The organism is Pseudomonas sp. lyk4-TYG-107 (genome assembly GCF_030209055.1).
GTDB classification, from domain to species: domain Bacteria; phylum Pseudomonadota; class Gammaproteobacteria; order Pseudomonadales; family Pseudomonadaceae; genus Aquipseudomonas; species Aquipseudomonas putida_A.
This window is the reverse complement of record NZ_JARVST010000031.1, coordinates 43,005-60,328: the sequence shown is the minus strand read 5'-3', so window position 1 is coordinate 60,328 and position 17,324 is coordinate 43,005. Positions and strand designations below refer to the sequence as shown.

18 protein-coding genes are annotated in these 17,324 nt (G+C 61.7%); 12 read left to right on the top strand and 6 right to left on the bottom strand.

The features are described 5' to 3' along the window. Positions 1–84 precede the first annotated feature (84 nt). From potA to QRN61_RS24700, 4 genes are all read left to right on the top strand, one after another. Positions 85–1,227, top strand: a complete 1,143-nt coding sequence (gene potA, locus QRN61_RS24715) for a polyamine ABC transporter ATP-binding protein (RefSeq protein WP_285375936.1) — start codon at positions 85–87, stop codon at positions 1,225–1,227. Positions 1,228–1,256: 29 nt separating this feature from the next. Further along, positions 1,257–2,138, top strand: a complete 882-nt coding sequence (locus QRN61_RS24710; protein ID WP_371917807.1) for an ABC transporter permease subunit — start codon at positions 1,257–1,259, stop codon at positions 2,136–2,138. Further along, positions 2,135–3,010 carry an ABC transporter permease subunit gene (locus tag QRN61_RS24705; protein WP_285375934.1) on the top strand — a complete coding sequence of 292 codons (876 nt, stop codon included), beginning with the start codon at positions 2,135–2,137 and terminating at the stop codon, positions 3,008–3,010. The genes QRN61_RS24710 and QRN61_RS24705 overlap by 4 nt, the downstream gene beginning before the upstream one ends. Positions 3,011–3,183: 173 nt before the next feature. Continuing rightward, positions 3,184–4,281: a polyamine ABC transporter substrate-binding protein gene (locus QRN61_RS24700; protein WP_285375933.1), complete on the top strand. Its 1,098-nt coding sequence runs from the start codon at positions 3,184–3,186 to the stop codon at positions 4,279–4,281. A gap of 302 nt (positions 4,282–4,583) precedes the next feature. Here QRN61_RS24700 and thpR read toward each other — a convergent pair whose 3' ends face one another. Beyond that, a complete protein-coding gene (thpR, locus tag QRN61_RS24695; protein ID WP_135296114.1) occupies positions 4,584–5,123 on the bottom strand; it encodes an RNA 2',3'-cyclic phosphodiesterase in 540 nt (179 codons plus the stop codon). A gap of 105 nt (positions 5,124–5,228) precedes the next feature. On the opposite strand from thpR, the gene QRN61_RS24690 reads away from it, so the two are divergent. Then, entirely contained in the window at positions 5,229–5,423 is a 195-nt protein-coding gene (locus tag QRN61_RS24690) for a hypothetical protein (protein ID WP_285375931.1), read from the top strand. Between the two features lie 164 nt (positions 5,424–5,587). Here QRN61_RS24690 and QRN61_RS24685 read toward each other — a convergent pair whose 3' ends face one another. Then, on the bottom strand, positions 5,588–5,941 hold the full coding sequence (locus tag QRN61_RS24685; protein ID WP_285375929.1) for a DUF1428 domain-containing protein: 354 nt from the start codon (positions 5,939–5,941) through the stop codon (positions 5,588–5,590). A 2-nt stretch (positions 5,942–5,943) separates the two neighbouring features. Beyond that, complete coding sequence (locus QRN61_RS24680; protein WP_285375928.1) at positions 5,944–7,023, bottom strand: hypothetical protein; 1,080 nt, start codon at positions 7,021–7,023, stop codon at positions 5,944–5,946. A 303-nt stretch (positions 7,024–7,326) separates the two neighbouring features. Between QRN61_RS24680 and QRN61_RS24675 the strand changes: the two genes are divergently transcribed. Beyond that, positions 7,327–7,599, top strand: coding sequence for a hypothetical protein (locus QRN61_RS24675; RefSeq protein WP_003226119.1), 273 nt, complete (start codon positions 7,327–7,329; stop codon positions 7,597–7,599). A gap of 45 nt (positions 7,600–7,644) precedes the next feature. On the opposite strand, the gene QRN61_RS24670 is transcribed toward QRN61_RS24675, so the two are convergent. Further along, positions 7,645–7,851 carry a hypothetical protein gene (locus tag QRN61_RS24670; protein ID WP_096796473.1) on the bottom strand — a complete coding sequence of 69 codons (207 nt, stop codon included), beginning with the start codon at positions 7,849–7,851 and terminating at the stop codon, positions 7,645–7,647. 242 nt (positions 7,852–8,093) lie between these two features. Between QRN61_RS24670 and QRN61_RS24665 the strand changes: the two genes are divergently transcribed. The 4 genes from QRN61_RS24665 to paoC all read left to right on the top strand — a co-directional run bounded on the left by QRN61_RS24665 (position 8,094) and on the right by paoC (position 13,896). Next, complete coding sequence (locus QRN61_RS24665; RefSeq protein ID WP_285375926.1) at positions 8,094–9,848, top strand: L-lactate permease; 1,755 nt, start codon at positions 8,094–8,096, stop codon at positions 9,846–9,848. Positions 9,849–10,127: 279 nt separating this feature from the next. Beyond that, positions 10,128–10,751, top strand: coding sequence for an aldehyde dehydrogenase iron-sulfur subunit PaoA (gene paoA, locus QRN61_RS24660; RefSeq protein WP_096796475.1), 624 nt, complete (start codon positions 10,128–10,130; stop codon positions 10,749–10,751). Continuing rightward, entirely contained in the window at positions 10,748–11,704 is a 957-nt protein-coding gene (locus QRN61_RS24655) for an FAD binding domain-containing protein (RefSeq protein WP_285375925.1), read from the top strand. Before paoA ends, QRN61_RS24655 begins: the two co-directional genes overlap by 4 nt. Beyond that, entirely contained in the window at positions 11,701–13,896 is a 2,196-nt protein-coding gene (paoC, locus tag QRN61_RS24650) for an aldehyde oxidoreductase molybdenum-binding subunit PaoC (protein WP_285375924.1), read from the top strand. The genes QRN61_RS24655 and paoC overlap by 4 nt, the downstream gene beginning before the upstream one ends. 94 nt (positions 13,897–13,990) lie before the next feature. Here paoC and QRN61_RS24645 read toward each other — a convergent pair whose 3' ends face one another. Further along, positions 13,991–14,467 carry a (R)-mandelonitrile lyase gene (locus tag QRN61_RS24645; protein WP_285375923.1) on the bottom strand — a complete coding sequence of 159 codons (477 nt, stop codon included), beginning with the start codon at positions 14,465–14,467 and terminating at the stop codon, positions 13,991–13,993. Between the two features lie 97 nt (positions 14,468–14,564). Here QRN61_RS24645 and QRN61_RS24640 point away from each other — a divergent pair, with 97 nt between their 5' ends. Continuing rightward, positions 14,565–15,458: a LysR family transcriptional regulator gene (locus QRN61_RS24640; RefSeq protein ID WP_285375922.1), complete on the top strand. Its 894-nt coding sequence runs from the start codon at positions 14,565–14,567 to the stop codon at positions 15,456–15,458. Between the two features lie 4 nt (positions 15,459–15,462). Here the strand turns inward: QRN61_RS24640 and QRN61_RS24635 are convergent, their stop codons facing one another. Next, positions 15,463–16,422, bottom strand: a complete 960-nt coding sequence (locus QRN61_RS24635) for an aldo/keto reductase (RefSeq protein ID WP_190953435.1) — start codon at positions 16,420–16,422, stop codon at positions 15,463–15,465. Between the two features lie 112 nt (positions 16,423–16,534). Here QRN61_RS24635 and QRN61_RS24630 point away from each other — a divergent pair, with 112 nt between their 5' ends. Next, the gene (locus QRN61_RS24630; RefSeq protein WP_103367699.1) at positions 16,535–17,308 is read left to right on the top strand and encodes an alpha/beta hydrolase; all 774 of its coding nucleotides are present in this window, start codon (positions 16,535–16,537) and stop codon (positions 17,306–17,308) included. The last annotated feature ends 16 nt before the right edge of the window (positions 17,309–17,324 follow it).

Here is a 17,324-nt window from a genome sequence, read left to right as displayed (position 1 = left end):
TGACTGAAATTGCGCTTACAGGCTTGCAATCCACTTAAGCCCGGCCACGTTGGCCGAGCGAACGAAACCTGTTGGGAGTTTCACATGGCAAACGCCTCCAGCACTTACCGGAAGGCACTTGAAGGCCACCAGCAACCGAAAAAGGTTCTGGTGAAAGTCGATCGTGTCACCAAGAAGTTCGACGAAACCACGGCAGTGGACGATGTGTCCCTGGAGATCCATCAGGGCGAGATATTTGCCCTGCTCGGTGGCTCCGGCTCGGGCAAATCGACCCTGCTGCGCATGCTCGCCGGTTTCGAGCGCCCGACCGAAGGGCGGATTCTGCTCGACGGCGTGGACATCACCGACATGCCGCCCTACGAGCGGCCGATCAACATGATGTTCCAGTCCTACGCGCTGTTCCCGCACATGACTGTGGCGCAGAACATCGCCTTCGGCCTCAAGCAGGACCGTTTGCCGGCCGGCGAAATCGACGCCCGCGTCGAAGAGATGCTGCGCCTGGTGCACATGACCCAATACGCCAAACGCAAACCCCATCAGTTGTCCGGCGGTCAGCGCCAGCGCGTCGCCCTCGCCCGCTCGCTGGCGAAACGTCCGAAGCTGTTGCTGCTCGACGAACCGATGGGCGCGCTGGATAAAAAACTGCGTTCGCAGATGCAACTGGAACTGGTCGAGATCATCGAGCGCGTCGGCGTGACCTGCGTGATGGTGACCCACGACCAGGAAGAAGCCATGACCATGGCCGAGCGCATCGCGATCATGCACCTGGGCTGGATTGCCCAGATCGGCAGCCCGGTCGACATCTATGAAGCGCCGGTCAGCCGCATGGTCTGCGAATTCATCGGTAACGTGAACGCCTTCGACGGCACCGTGGTGGAAGACCTTGAAGGTCACGCGATCATCCACAGCCCGGACCTGCAGCAGAAGATCTACGTCGGCCACGGCGTCAGCACGTCGGTGCAGGACAAGTCGATCACCTACGCAATCCGCCCGGAAAAAATGCTCGTCAGCACCATCAAACCCGAAGTCCGCTACAACTGGTCCGAAGGCAAGGTGCATGACATCGCCTACCTCGGCGGCCACTCGGTGTTCTACGTCGAGCTGCCGGGCGGCAAAATCGTCCAGTCGTTCATGGCCAACGCCGAACGCCGTGGCGCGCGGCCGACCTGGGACGACAAGGTCTACGTCTGGTGGGAAGACGACAGCGGCGTGGTACTGCGCTCATGAGAACCTTCAATCAGCAATTCCTGCGCCTGGTGCCCAGCGGGCGAAAGTTCGTCATCGGCATCCCGTTCATCTGGCTGTTCCTGTTCTTCATGTTGCCGTTCTTCCTGGTGATGAAGATCAGCTTCTCGGAAGCCGCGCTGTCGATCCCGCCGTACTCGGAGATCTACACCTACGCCGAACAGAAATTCCAGCTGATGCTCAACATCGGCAACTACACCCTGCTCGGCGAAGACGAGCTGTACCTGTCGGCCTACCTCGGTTCGCTGAAGGTCGCGGCGCTGAGCACGCTGATGTGCCTGGTGATCGGTTTCCCGATGGCCTATGCGATCACCAAAGCGAGCAAGGAAGCGCAAAACGTCCTGCTGCTGTTGATCATGATGCCGACCTGGACCGCGATCCTGATCCGTGTTTACGCGTGGATGGGCATCCTCAGCAACAACGGTCTGCTCAACGCGTTTCTGATGTGGACCGGGCTGACCGATCACCCGATCGAGATCCTCAACACCAACACCGCGGTGTATATCGGCGTGGTGTATGCGTACCTGCCATTCATGGTGCTGCCGCTGTACGCCAACCTGGTGAAACACGATGGCAGCCTGTTGGAAGCCGCGTCAGATCTGGGTTCGAGCAACTTCAACAACTTCTGGAAAATCACCGTGCCGCTGGCCAAGAACGGCATCATTGCCGGCTGCATGCTGGTGTTCATTCCAGTGGTCGGCGAGTTCGTGATTCCGGAACTGTTGGGTGGCCCGGAGACGCTGATGATCGGTCGCGTGCTGTGGCAAGAGTTCTTCAATAACCGCGACTGGCCGGTGGCGTCTGCGCTGGCGGTGGTGATGCTGTTGATCCTGATTGTGCCGATTCTGCTGTTCAACCGCAGCCAGGCCAAAGAGATGGAGGCACGGGGATGAAACGCTTCGGTTTTTCCAAGTTCATGTTGATCTTCGGCCTGATGTTCATTTATCTGCCGATGCTGATTCTGGTGATCTACTCGTTCAACGCCTCAAAACTGGTGACAGTATGGGGAGGCTGGTCAGTGAAGTGGTACGTCGGCCTGCTCGACAACACGCAACTGATGGGCTCGGTGGTGCGCTCGCTGGAAATCGCCTGCTACACCGCGATTGCCGCCGTCGCACTGGGCACCCTCGCCGCCTTCGTCCTGACGCGAGTGACGCGCTTCAAGGGTCGCACGCTGTTTGGCGGTCTGGTGACGGCGCCACTGGTGATGCCTGAGGTGATCACCGGTCTGTCGCTGTTGCTGCTGTTCGTGGCGATGGCGCAGTTGATCGGCTGGCCGCAGGAGCGTGGCATCGTCACGATCTGGATCGCCCACACCACGTTTTGTGCCGCCTATGTGGCGGTGGTAGTCTCCGCCCGCCTGCGGGAGCTGGATCTGTCGATCGAAGAAGCCGCGATGGATCTGGGGGCCAAGCCGTTCAAGGTGTTTTTCCTGATCACCATTCCGATGATCGCGCCGTCGCTGGCAGCGGGCGGCATGATGTCGTTCGCCCTGTCGCTGGACGACCTGGTGCTGGCGAGCTTCGTCTCCGGCCCGGGTTCGACCACGCTGCCGATGGAAGTGTTCTCGGCAGTACGTCTGGGCGTGAAGCCTGAGATCAACGCCGTGGCCAGCCTGATTCTGCTGGCGGTGTCGCTGGTGACCTTCCTGGTCTGGTACTTCGGCCGCAAGGCAGAAGCCAACCGCAAGAAGGCGATTCAGGAAGCGATGGATCAGACGGCGAATGAGGCGTGGCAGCAGCCGCAACGCGCCGTCACTGCTTAAGCAACACCGATGAACAATTGTGGCGAGGGAGCTTGCTCCCGCTGGGCTGCGCAGCAGACCCAAAAGCTTATGAGCGCTGCGCACTCAAGCGGGAGCAAGCTCCCTCGCCACAGGTTTTATGTGCACCGATTTTTTATGTTGGGTTTTTGAATAAAAAAAATGGAGTTTCACCGATGAAAATGCTTGGCAGGACTCTGCTGACACTGTCCTTAATGGGCGCAATCGCCACGGGCGTCCAGGCCAACGACAAGGTGCTGCGTGTTTACAACTGGTCCGATTACATCGCGCCGGACACCGTCAAGAAGTTCGAAGACGAGACCGGCATCCAGGTGACCTACGACGTGTTCGACAGCAACGAGACCCTCGAGGCGCGTTTGCTGGCGGGCAAATCCGGTTACGACATTGTCGTGCCGTCCAACAGTTTCCTGGCCAAGCAGATCAAGGCCGGGGTCTATCAGCCGCTCGACAAATCCAAGCTGTCGAACTGGAAGAATCTCAACCCGGTGCTGCTGAAAAACGCCTCCGCCAGTGATCCGGACAACGCCCACGCGTTCCCGTACATGTGGGGCTCGATCGGCATCGGCTACAACCCGGACAAGGTCAAGGAAGTGCTCGGTGCCGAGGCTCCGACCAATTCCTGGGACTTGCTGTTCAAGCCGGAAAACGCTGAAAAGCTGAAAGCCTGCGGCATCAGCTTCCTCGATTCGCCGACCGAAATGATCCCGGCCGCCCTGCACTATCTGGGCTATCCGGTGAACGACAAGGACAAGGCGCACATTCTCGAAGCCGAAGCGCTGTTCATGAAGATCCGCCCGTACGTGGCGTACTTCCATTCCTCGAAGTACATCTCGGACCTGGCCAACGGCAATATCTGCGTGGCGGTCGGTTACTCCGGTGACGTGCTGCAGGCCAAGGCCCGCGCGGTGGAAGCCGGCAACAAAGTGCAGATCGACTACAGCATTCCGAAGGAAGGTGCCGGCAGTTTCTATGACATGGTCGCGATCCCGCGCGATGCGGCGAACGTCGAGAACGCCTACCTGTTCATGAACTTCCTGATGCGCCCGGACATCATCGCCGAGATCACCAACAGCAACGGCTACAGCAACGCCAACTCGGCGGCGACGCCACTGGTGGACGAAGCGATCCGCAACGATCCGGGTTCGTATCCGTCGCAGGCGGTAATGGCGACGTTGTATGCGGTGCCGGATCAGCCGATTGCCACGCAGCGGATCATGACCCGCGGCTGGACCCGGGTGAAGCTCGGTAAGTAATCCGGCTGATTGAAGATTGTGACAAGACTGGAAAACCTGTGGGAGCTGGCTTGCCAGCGATGGCGATGAGTCAGTCAACGACGATGTTGGATGTGCCGCCCCAATCGCTGGCAAGCCAGCTCCCACAGGGTTGAGCACTCACATTGAAGATTGTGCCGGACACCATTTTTCGTAAATGCAGAATTTACGGTTTCCCGTTCACGCAGCGCCTTACCACCGCTGCACCCTGTAATGAACGGCCTCACCTGGCTCCCTCGGCTCAGGTGAATTTCAGGCGCCCTCGGGCGCCTTTTTTTCTGCGCTCAATTCAGTGGCCAATCCTGAAGAATCCGGTAGCGACCCTTGTGCGATTCGAACAAGGCAAAGCGCTCGGCGCGCAGGAAAAACTCCGGCGGCGTAGTGGCCTCCGGCGCCTCTGTTCGATAGTCCCGAGCCAGGGTCAGGTGCGGGCGAAACTCGCGCGGTGATTCTTCGAAGCCGAACGGCAGCATCGCCTGCTCCAACGCATACACCAGACGCAACAACCCCGGCGGTGCCTGCTCCGGCGCCAAAGACAGAATCCCGGCCCGATGCCAGACCTGCAGCCGATCCAGCGCAATCCGCAACGGCTCACCCGGCGTGCGCACCTTGCCGGCGGCCTCGCAGACCTCATGGATTTGCGCCAGCGGCACGGCACCAAGGAACAGCAACGTCAGGTGAAAGTTATCCGCCGGCACCGCTTTGCCAGTGCGCAACCCCAACTCGCCGCGCCACTGAGCGATGGCCTTGCGTTGCGGTGGCGGGCAGTCGAGGGCAAAAAACAGTCGCTTGAACGGTTCATCCCTGCGCGCATCATCGGTCATGGGCCAACTCCTTCGCTCGTCGATCAGCCGATTCTACACAGGCTCCTCTGACGACTGGCGACGCCCGGCTATAGTTCAAGGATTGCCATCGAACCGGAGGTCGCCATGCGCGAGATCCTCAGCAAAGAACCGTGGTGGGCCCGGCCACCCAGCCCAGGGCAGGATGAAAGCGAGCTGGAATGGGGCTGGCTGGTGCATTACAGCGAAGGTGAACCGCGTTTCGAATTCGTCCGCGAACGGCCCACGGACGAGCAGATTCGCAACCGCAAAGGCTGCCGGACAACCCCCTCCCCAGAGTGATCACCCTCCCACACTGGATTTGTGGCGTGCCCATGATCGTCGCCATCCGCAAAACCCTGTGGGAGCGTGGCTTGCCCGCGAAGAGGCCGGCACATTTTGCAAACCCGCTGACTGACACACCGCCATCGCGAGCAGGCTCACTCCTACACGGAATCAGTTGAGTTTCAGGATTCAAGAATGTTCTTGAAGCCCCCAAAGATCATCCGCTGCCCATCAAACCCCATTGGGTTGACGTCCGGTTGCATGCGCGGGTCTTCCATCATTTTCGCCATGCCGGCATCGCGGGTGGCTTTGTCGGGCCAGATCAGCCAGCCGGACGACACCGTCTCGCCCTCCTTGAGTTTTACCGCCATCGGGAATGACGTGACTTTGCCTTCCGGCACGTCATCGCCCCAGCACTGAACCACCTCCTTCGCTCCGTATTCCTTGAACAGTTTCGCGGCGATCTCACAGTGTTTTTTGTACTGTTCGCGATTGGCATTCGGCACGGGTGCTACAAAAATATCGATGTAAGCCATGATCACTCTCCTTGCACGTTGGGTTCGATCTGCCGGGTAGTCGATTGCGGCGGCTGCCATTCGACACGATTCACGCCCTGCCCGACCGATGGTTGTTCGCCCCCGCCAAGGCTGCCCTCGACCTGCCCGGCGATATGCAGGGTTCCGGCCATGACCCCGGTGGTCGGGTTCTGCAGCAGTTTCGCCCAGGCCTTGTCGAACGTGCTGCCCAGGCTGCTGCGAATCAGCGCTTCGCTGTCGGGCCGGTCGTTGGCCTGGATGATCGCGCGGATGCCCGCCACGCCGATCGAGATCACCCCGCCGACCAACTTGCCCGCCGCAGCCGCCACCGCACTGGCCGCACCGCGCGGAGCCATTTCCGCCTCCATCCGCTGGCTGGCGCGTTTGGCCACGGGGGCCATGCCGGCGTCGGTCGAAGCGATGCCCTTGCTGCCGCCTTCGGTGTGGATCTTGTCGATCAACGCGGCATACGCCGGCAAGGTGTTCAGCGGCTCGGTGCTGATGACCTGATACAGCGAAGCATCCCGCGCCGGCGGCGGGCCGAGGGCAATCGCCGGGACCTTCTGCAGACGCCCGTTGAGCTGGGCCACCGGCACACCGTAACGCTGGGCGATGAGCGGCATCTGCCGGGCCATCAGTTGCGCGTAGAACGCCGTGGCCTGACCGAGGATCGCGTCCGGATCGATCTCCACCGCCACCGGTGCCAGCACCCTTTCCTGATATTGCTCAAGCAGATAGCTCGCCAGGCGCTTGGCTGACGCATCCTGTTCGCCGCCGGCACTGATGGTGTACCAACTGACTTTCATCGACAGCCATTCCTGGGTCCAGTAACTGCTGAACCACGGAATGAAATTTTCTTCAGTTTGCTGATAGACGCGAGTGCGCCAATGTTCCATCGAGCCACGGGCAAATACTTTGACTTGCTCGGTGGATTGCTGCGAGGCGCTGACGATGTCGCGATCGATCTGCTGCCAGGTCGCCGGCGATACCACCACCGCTCGCGGCGCCACCGGGGCCCGCGCCGAGGAGGCGCAGCCAGCCAGCAGACACAGTGCGGCGAGGCTCAGCGCACGCAGGTTCACGGTGGTGGAGTCCTTGAATGGAGGAAAACAGCATTGAGTATAGGTGTGTCAGTTTCCGAGGATGTTGGCTGTACCGACGCCATCGCTGGCAAGCCAGCTCCCACAGAGATCTTCAGTGGCCATGAATCCAATGAACATCCGAAAAACCTGTGGGAGCTGGCTTGCCAGCGATGAGGCCAGTAAATCCACCACACCTCTCAACCATCAACGCCATCGATATTCACCATCGCCACGATTGCCTTCCGCCCGCCGCCCGGCGAAGGCACGATTCACCCATCCGAGACGCAACGAGGAGTACCCATCATGATTCGCACCATCACCCTCTCCGTGAGCTTCCCGGTGTTCGGCAGCAACTACTACGACCAGCAGGTCGTCTCGCGCAAGACTCAAGCGCTGCTGTTCAACGAAGATTTCGATGATGTGCTGATGCCCGCCGCGAGCAATCATTTCAGCAATGAAGTGGTCGGCATCAACGATCAGTTCCGCTTTCTGAGCGACATACTCGCCACCCATTTGCTGGATCTCGAGGCCACCGCGCCTGCGCATTCCAGCGTCCGGGCGAGCGCTCATTTTTAATCGCCGAGGGCGTTCCCGTCGCGGGAACGCCCTTTTGATTTCTACTCAGTCATCGTCGCGATCACGATAGTAACGACGCCCGTCGCGACGACCATCGTCGCGGTCATCCCAACGCCGGTCATGGTCGTAATAGCGCCCGTGATCACGGTCGTAATGTCGTCCGTGGCGATGATCATCATCAAAGTCCGCCACACAGCCAGCCAGCAAAACAGCGGCGGATATCGTCAACAGCAAGGTTGTTGCACGCTTCATTCAAAACTTCCCTAACACCAAGGTCTTGACCACGGAACGGCTGTCACTGCCCGCGCCTTCAGGACGCAGTGCGCGCAGCCGCTGATACGACCGGACAAAAGGACTTTGATTCACTGCCCGACCACGACCGTTGATCGGCCCGCCGCCAGCATCCGGGCAGCGGCGAAATGCCACCTATACTGCTGCTTAGCGACTCCCACGCAACGGATCTGCGCCTCGATAACAACAAGCAGAGGTGGACCATGGTCTGGCAGCAAATTTACGATCCGTTCGGCAACCCGTTGATCTCCACGCTCATGGCTGCAGTGCCGGTGGTGGTGATGCTCGCGGCGCTGGCGTTCTTTCACGTCAAGGCGCATCTGGCCGCCCTGTTGGCGTTGGCGTCGGCCCTGCTCATCTCGATCTTCGCCTTCGGTATGCCGGCGAGCATGGCCGGCTCAGCCGCGCTGTTCGGCGCGGCCAATGGCTTGCTGCCGATCGGCTGGATCGTGCTCAACATCATCTTTCTGCACCGCCTGACCACCGAGAACGGCTCGTTCAAAGTGCTGCAGGATTCTCTGGCGCGAATCACCGATGACCGGCGTTTGCAGTTGCTGCTGATCGCCTTCTGCTTCGGCGCGTTTTTCGAAGGCGCGGCCGGGTTCGGCACGCCGGTTGCGGTGACCGGGGCGATTCTGATCGGCCTCGGTTTTTCGCCGTTGGCCGCCTCGGGGCTGGCGCTGATTGCCAACACCGCACCGGTGGCGTTCGGCGCCCTCGGCACGCCGATCATCACCTTGGCCAAGGTCACCGGGCTGGACGAGATGGAGCTGTCGATGATGGTCGGTCGGCAGCTGCCGTTTTTCTCGGTGCTGGTACCGTTCTGGCTGATCTGGGCGTTTGCCGGGTGGCGCAAGATGCTGGAGATCTGGCCGGCGATTCTGGTGGCCGGGGTCAGCTTCGCGGTGCCGCAATTCCTCGTGTCGAACTTCCACGGGCCGATGCTGGTGGACGTGATCGCCGCACTGATTTCCATGGCCTGCCTGACCCTGTTTCTGCGGGTCTGGAAACCGGCGACGGTGTACACCTCGGCCGCCCTGTCCGGGCGGGTCGACAACTCCCGGGTCGAGGAAGAAAAAGTCACCGCCAGCGCCGCCTTCCGCGATCAGGCGCGCCCGGCGGTGATGCGTGCGTGGATGCCGTGGATCATCCTCACGGTGTTCGTGTTTGCCTGGGGCACCCAGGGCTTCAAGAACATCTTCGACGTGCGCCCGGCGCTGGATCCGGTAACCCATTCGGTGAAACTTGATGCGCAAGGCAAACCGCTGAATGAGGCCAATCCGATTTTCTCGCCGGCGCTGACCTTTACCACCCTGCACCTGCAAGTGCAGAAAGTCCCGCCGGTGGTGCCGGCGCCGAAAGCCGAAGAGGCGATCTACAAGTTCACCTGGTTCACTGCCACCGGCAGCGGCATCCTGCTGGCGGCGATTGTCGGCGGGCTGCTGATGGGCTATTCGATCCCGCAACTGATCAAGCAATACCTGCGCACGTTGTGGGTGGTGCGCTTTTCGCTGATCACCATTGCGGCGATGCTGGCGCTGGGGTTCCTCACGCGTTATTCCGGACTGGACGCCACCATGGGTCTGGCGTTTGCCGCGACCGGGGTGTTCTACCCGATGTTCGGCACTCTGCTCGGCTGGCTCGGCGTCGCGTTGACCGGTTCGGATACGGCCTCGAACGTGCTGTTCGGCGGACTGCAACGGGTGACCTCGGAACAGCTCGGCATCAGCCCGGTGCTGATGGCAGCGGCCAACAGTTCCGGCGGGGTGATGGGCAAAATGGTCGATGCGCAATCGATCGTGGTCGCCTCCACCGCCACCCGCTGGTATGGGCACGAGGGCGAGATTCTGCGCTACGTGTTCTTCCACTCGATCGTGCTGGCCATCCTGGTGGGCGGGCTGGTGACATTGCAGGCGTATGTGGCGCCGTTTACGCACATGGTGGTTGGCGGGCATTGATCACAAACTCTGTGGGAGCGGGCTTGCCCGCGATGGCGGTGTGTCATTTAAGCGAAAGGCTGACTGACACGACCTCATCGCTGGCAAGCCAGCTCCCACAAGGTTAAGCATTGCCCAGCCAATTGATGAGCCATGCGCATAACTCTATAGCGTAAATCCGCAAAAACCTTTTCCCCTCCGCGCAGGTCATTCCAAGAACGAGACCGGTAAACATGCCGGCGCGCCCGTTTGGGCCCTTCAATCCCTGCCGTCCTGATTAAGCCAGAGAGGAATCGAAGCATGACGATTTCCCGACGAAGATTCCTGATCCTCGGCGCGGTGACCGCCACCGCGTTTGCAATGCCCCCCTTCATTAGCCTCAAGGCCTACGCGGCCAGTCTGGAGCAACCCGCCATGGCCAAACTGACGATCAACGTCAACGGTAAACCCCAAGCCCTTGAGGTGGACAACCGCACCACCCTGCTCGACGCCCTGCGCGAGCACCTGCACCTGACCGGCAGCAAAAAAGGCTGCGACCACGGCCAGTGCGGTGCCTGCACCGTCATCGCCGACGGCCGCCGGATCAACTCCTGCCTGACGCTTGCGGTGATGCATGTAGGCAGCGAGATCACCACCATCGAAGGCCTGGGCATGCCCGACAACCTGCACCCGATGCAGGCCGCGTTCATCAAGCACGATGGCTACCAGTGCGGCTATTGCACGCCGGGGCAGATCTGCTCGGCAGTGGCAGTGCTCAAGGAAATCCGCGAGGGCATTCCCAGCCACGTCAGCCCGAGCCTGACCGAAGCCCCGCAACTGATCGCCAGCGAATTCCAGGAACGCATGAGCGGCAACATCTGCCGCTGCGGCGCCTACTCGAACATCATCGAAGCCATCACTGAAGTCGCGCAGGTGCCAGCATGAGAGCGTTCAATTACAGCTGCGCCGACTCCCCCGCCGCAGCCGCAGCGCTGGCGGCACAGGTCGAAGGCGCGAAGTTCATCGCCGGTGGCACCAACCTGCTGGATCTGATGAAACTAGACATCGAAACCCCGCTGCACCTGATCGACATCAACCACTTGGGCCTCGATCAAATCGAAGACACGCCTGAAGGCGGATTGCGCATCGGCGCGCTGGTGCGCAACACCGATCTGGCCGCTGACAGCCGCGTGCGCAAGGATTACGCGTTGCTCTCCCGCGCCCTGCTCGCCGGGGCCTCGGGCCAGTTGCGCAACATGGCGAGCACCGCCGGCAACCTGCTGCAACGCACCCGCTGCCCGTACTTCTACGACGTCAATCAGGCCTGCAACAAACGCCAGCCCGGCAGCGGCTGCGCGGCGATTGGCGGGGTCAGTCGGCAATTGGGGCTGATCGGCGTCAGCGACGCCTGCATCGCGACCCACCCCAGTGACATGGCGATTGCCATGCGCGCCCTCGATGCGCAGGTTGAAACGGTGAAGCCGGACGGCAGCACACGCAGCATCGCCATCGCCGATTTCCATCAACTGCCAGGAAATACGCCGAACATCGAAACCAGCCTCACGCCCGGCGAATTCATCACTTCGGTAACCCTGCCGGCCCCGGTTGGCGGCACGCACATTTATCACAAGGTGCGCGATCGCTCGTCGTACGCCTTCGCGCTGGTGTCGGTCGGTCTGATCCTGCAAAAGGACGGCAGTGGCCGTGTGGCGGTCGGCGGTATTGCGCCGAAACCGTGGCGGGTGGAAGCCGCCGACGCGTTGCTGCCCAAAGGCGCAAAAGCCGTCAGCGAACGCTTGCTCGACGGTGCCACGCCAACCCACGACAACCAATTCAAACTGACCCTGGTCGAGCGCACGCTCGGCTCGGTGTTGGCGCAAGCGAGGGATGAAGCATGAAGTTCGACACGCCCGCCACCACCAACCCGATTGACCAGCTCAAGGTCGTCGGCAAACCCACCGACCGCATCGAAGGCCCGCTGAAAACCAGTGGCCAAGCGCCCTACGCTTACGAGCAACATCAGGCCGTGGCGAATCAGGCTTACGGTTTCATGGTCGGCTCGGCCATCGCCAAGGGCCGCATCAGCCACATCGATCTCGACGCTGCACAAGCCGCGCCCGGCGTGCTGGCGATCGTCACCGCCGCCAATGCCGGCAAGCTCGGCAAAGGCCAATACAACGCGGCGCCGCTGCTGGCCGGGCCCGAGGTGCAGCACTATCACCAGGCCGTGGCGCTGGTGGTCGCCGAGACCTTCGAACAGGCCCGCGCCGCAGCGCAACTGGTCAAGGTCGATTACGTCGCGGCCAAAGGCGAGTTCGAACTGGCCAACGTGCGCGACCAGGGTGTCGAAGACGACGAATTGCCCGACGTCACCCACGGCGATTTCGACAAGGCCTTCGCCGCCGCGCCGGTGCAGTTCGACCAGACCTACACCACTCCCGATCAGTCCCACGCGATGATGGAACCGCACGCGACCCTGGCCGCGTGGAAAGGTGATCATCTGACCTTGTGGACCTCCAACCAGATGATCGCCTGGAGCGTCGGCGACGTCGCCACGACCCTTGGCCTGCCCAAGGAAAACGTGCGCCTGATCTCGCCGTACATTGGCGGCGGCTTCGGCGGCAAACTGTTCATTCGTGCCGACGCAATCCTCGCCGCCCTCGGTGCGCGCCTGGCCAACCGCCCGGTGAAAGTCGCCCTCGCCCGCCCGCAAATGGCCAACAACACCACCCACCGCCCGGCCACGATCCAACGCATTCGGATGGGCGCGACGGCGGACGGCAAGCTCAGCGCCATCGCTCACGAAGGCTGGTCGGGCAACCTCAAGGACGGCAAAGTCGAGGTCGCCGCGCAACCGAGCCAGTTGCTTTATGCCGGGGAAAATCGCCGGGTGACCATGCGCCGGGCGCCGCTGGATCTGCCCGAAGGCAACTCCATGCGCGCGCCGGGTGAAGCGCCGGGGCTGATGGCGCTGGAGATCGCCATGGACGAAATGGCCGAGCAGCTCAAGCTCGACCCGGTGCAGTTCCGCATCCTCAATGACACCCAGGTCGACCCGGTGAAAACCGAGCGTCCGTTTTCCCAGCGACGCCTGATCGAATGCTTGCAGACCGGTGCCGAGAAATTCGGCTGGAACCAGCGCAATGCTACTCCCGGCAGCCGTCGCGAAGGACGCTGGCTGATCGGCATGGGCGTCGCCGCCGCGTTTCGCAACAACCTGCTGCTCAAATCCGGCGCGCGGGTGCGGCTGGAGCGCGACGGCAAGGTCACGGTGGAAACCGACATGACCGACATCGGCACCGGCAGCTACACCATCATCGCCCAGACCGCGGCCGAGATGATGGGCGTGGACCTGGCGGACGTCAGCGTGCATCTGGGGGATTCGACCTTCCCGGTGTCGTCCGGCTCCGGTGGCCAGTTCGGCGGCAACTGCTCGACTGCCGGGGTGTATGCCGCGTGCATGAAACTGCGCGAAGCGGTGGCGACGAAGCTGGGCATGAGCGGTAGTGACGTCGAGTTTGCTGACGGTCAGGTGCGCGCCGGGGGCAAGACCCTGCCGCTGCGTGATGCGGCAAAAGATGGCGTGGTCGAGGCCGAGGACAGCATCGAGTTCGCCGACCTCGCCAAGCAGTATCAGCAATCGACTTTCGGCGCGCATTTCGTGGAGGTTGCGGTGGATGCAGCGACCGGCGAAGTCCGCGTGCGGCGCATGCTCGCGGTGTGCGCGGCGGGACGGATTCTCAACCCGAAAGCCGCGCGCAGCCAGGTGATCGGCGCGATGACCATGGGCGTCGGAGCGGCGTTGATGGAAGAGCTGGCGGTGGACAAGCGGCTGGGCTTTTTCGTCAATCACGATCTTGCCGGATACGAGGTGCCGGTGCATGCCGACATCCCGCATCAGGAGGTGATTTTCCTCGATGAGACCGATCCGATTTCATCGCCGATGAAAGCCAAGGGTGTGGGGGAGCTGGGGATTTGCGGCGTGAGCGCAGCGGTAGCAAATGCGATCTACAACGCCACCGGGGCGCGGGTGCGTGAGTATCCGATTACGCTGGACAAGATTCTCTCTTCCTTGCCGCCGATGATCTAGTCATCTGCACATTCAAGCCCTCTCCCCAATCGATATGGGGTGAGGGCTTCGTTAGCGCACTAGCATGGGGTGCTAGGGATCGAGGATGCGGAAGTTACTCCGATCTTGGGTATTGTGTCGCACTCACCTGCTCCATCCACTCCACCACTTCACCGTCCAGCACTTCGGCAATCGCAATGTGCGTCATCGCCGTGGTCGGCGCGGCGCCATGCCAGTGCTTCACCTGCGGCGCGATCCACACCGTATCGCCGGGACGGATCTGTCGAACCGGCTGACCCCACTCTTGAACAAAACCTGAACCGGCGGTGACGATCAACGTCTGACCCAACGGATGGGTATGCCACGCCGTGCGTGCGCCGGGTTCGAAGGTCACCGTGGCGCCGCTGACACGCGCGGCATCGCTGCCCTTGAACGGCGCGTCAACACGCACAGTGCCAGTGAACCAGTCTGCCGGGCCTTGGGCCGAGGGTTGCGAGCCGTTGGGGGTGACAGTGACGCGCGGGGATTCGTTGGCCTGGGCCTCACCCGCCAGTAAGGACAGGGTCAGTGCAGAAGCGGCAATCGGGTTCATGGCGATGGTCTCCGGTGATCAATAGCCGCACTTTACCGAGCCGGACTATTCAGATAATCGACTAGAATTCGAAAAAACTTATGCAGGACACTCATCAATGCTTCGAGAAAACGCCAGTGACCTGCTCGCCTTCCTCGCCGTGGCCCGCGAGCGCAGCTTCACCAAAGCCGCGGCCAGACTCGGCGTCTCGCAATCGGCGCTCAGCCATACCATCCGCGCCCTTGAAGCGCGCCTGGGCCTGCGCCTGCTGACCCGCACCACGCGCAGCGTCTCACCGACCGAGGCCGGCGAACATTTACTGCAGACCATCGGCCCGCGCTTCGAAGAGATCGAACAGGAACTGGCGGCCCTGAGCAACCTGCGCGAAACCCCGGCCGGCCGGATCCGCATCAGCGCCACCGACCATTCGCTGAACTGGCTGCTGCGCCCGGTGCTCAAGGAATTCCTGCCCCAGTACCCGGACATCGCCGTCGAGGTGATCTGCGATTACGGTTTCGTCGACATCGCCGGACAAGGCTTCGACGCCGGCATTCGGCTGGGCGAAGACGTGGCCCAAGGCATGATCGCCACCCGCATCGGCCCGGACATGCGCATGGCGGTGGTCGGCTCGCCGGCCTATTTCGCCAACCGTACACACCCGCAAACACCAAGAGACTTGACTGACCACGCCTGCAACAACCTGCGTCTGCCCACCAACGGCGGGCTGTACACCTGGGAATTCGAGAAGGGTGACGAAAGCCTAAAGGTGCGGGTATCCGGGCAAGTCACACTGAACGGTGTCTACCCGCTACTCGACGCCGCAGTCGACGGTTTCGGCCTCAGCTACATTCCGGAAAATATCGTCGCGCCGTATCTGGCCGACAGGCGTCTGGTGCAAGTGCTGGCAGACTGGTGCCCGACGTTTGCCGGTTACCACCTGTACTACCCGAGCCGACGGCAGGCGGCGCCGGCGTTCGCGCTGTTGGTGGAGGCGTTGCGGTATCGCGGTTGACCGCCTACCCCAGCAGCGCAATCAACTGATGCCGCTGCGCATCGGTGAGCATCGGCCCGAATCCGGCGCCAGCGTTGTCGGCCATGTAGCGCGGATTGCCGGTGCCGGGAATCACGCAAGTCACCGCCGGGTGCGACAGCAGGAACTTCAACGCCAGTTGCGGCCAGCTGTTTACCTGCACGTCCGAGACCCAGGCCGGCAACGGCTTGACCTTGAGACGGGCGAGCAACCCGCCGCCGCCAAAAGGCCGATTGCAGATCACCGCCACCCCGCGTTCACGGCACAGCGGCAGAATGCGTTTCTCCACGCCACGGTCATCGAGGGCGTAGTTGATTTGCAAAAAATCCAGTTGTTCGGCCTTGAGCACTGCTTCGACTTCATCGTAGGCCGACGGCGTGTAATGGGTGATGCCGATGTAGCGAATGCGCCCCTGTTCTTTCCATTCGCGCAGGATTGGCAGATGGCTCTGCCAGTCCAGCAGATTGTGGATCTGCATCAGGTCGATGCGTTCGGTGCGCAGCAGACGGAAGGATTCCTCCATCTGCGCGATACCTTCCTTGCGCCCTCGGGTCCAGACCTTTGTCGCCAGAAACGCGGGTGAACGCGGTTCGTGAATCGATAGCAGCTCGCCAGTAGTTTGCTCGGCGCGGCCATACATCGGCGAGCTGTCGATCAACGTGCCACCCTTTTTGAACAGCTCGTCGAGCACTGCTGGCAATAGCTTATAAGCCGGATCGCCGGGGGCAACGTCAAAGCCGCGATAAGTGCCCACGCCCACTATGGGCAACAGCTCGGAGCTGGAAGGGATGGCGCGGGTCTGCATGGTCTGGTCTCCTGCCTGGCTCGGCGAAGTGGCAGTCGGCGTGATGGCAGTGGCCAACGCCCGGTCAAAGGTCAGGACCGCCGAAACCCCGGCAGCCAGCGTGAGCAAGCGGCGACGGGAGCAACCCTCAGTGTGGCTCATGCGGGTTCCCCTGCTGCGTGAATCTGTTGCACGTTGTGTGCGACGACGGCCAGCCGGATTCGCTGGACTACACTGCGACTGCGAACACCCGCGCCCCGTTAAAGTTAGTCGAATGTCCAGAAAACTGATGTCACTCGTCGCCTTGCTCATCGCCCTCTACCTGTTGCTGTGCGGGGCGCTGTTCATTTTTCAGCGCTCGCTGATCTATTTCCCCCAGCCTGACAACGCCGTGACTACGGAAGATTCGCGGCTGAAACTGGCGATGCCGGAGGCCGATGTGTGGGTGACCACGCGCGCGCATGCCGGGCCAAAAGCGCTGATCTACTTTGGCGGCAATGCCGAAGATGTGTCGCGCAATCTGCCGTCGTTCAGCGAGGCTTTTCCCGACTACGCGGTGTTTTTGCTGAACTACCGGGGCTTCGGTGGCAGCGGCGGCTCACCTTCGGAAGAAGCGATTGCCGAAGATGCGCTGGCGCTGTTTGATCAGGTGTACGCCAGCCATCCGCAGATTGCCGTGATCGGCCGCAGCCTGGGATCGGGGGTGGCGGTGCGGCTGGCGAGTCAGCGTCCGGCGACCAGATTGATTCTGGTGACGCCGTACAACAGCCTCGAAGAAATTGCCGTCCGCCAATACCCGTGGTTTCCGGTCAAATGGTTGCTCAAGGATCGCTTCGAGTCGGGCCGCTATGCCGCGCACATTCGCGTGCCGACGTTGCTGTTGGCGGCCAGCGATGACGAAGTGATTCCACGAGACAGTACGCAGCGGCTGCTGACGCATTTCCCCAAAGGCGTGGCGACGCTGCGGGTGGTGCCGGATTCGGGGCACAACTCGATTTCCGAGCGGGTGCAGTATCTGCAGTGGATGCAGGAAGTGCTTGATCGCTGATAGCCGATTATTGCGT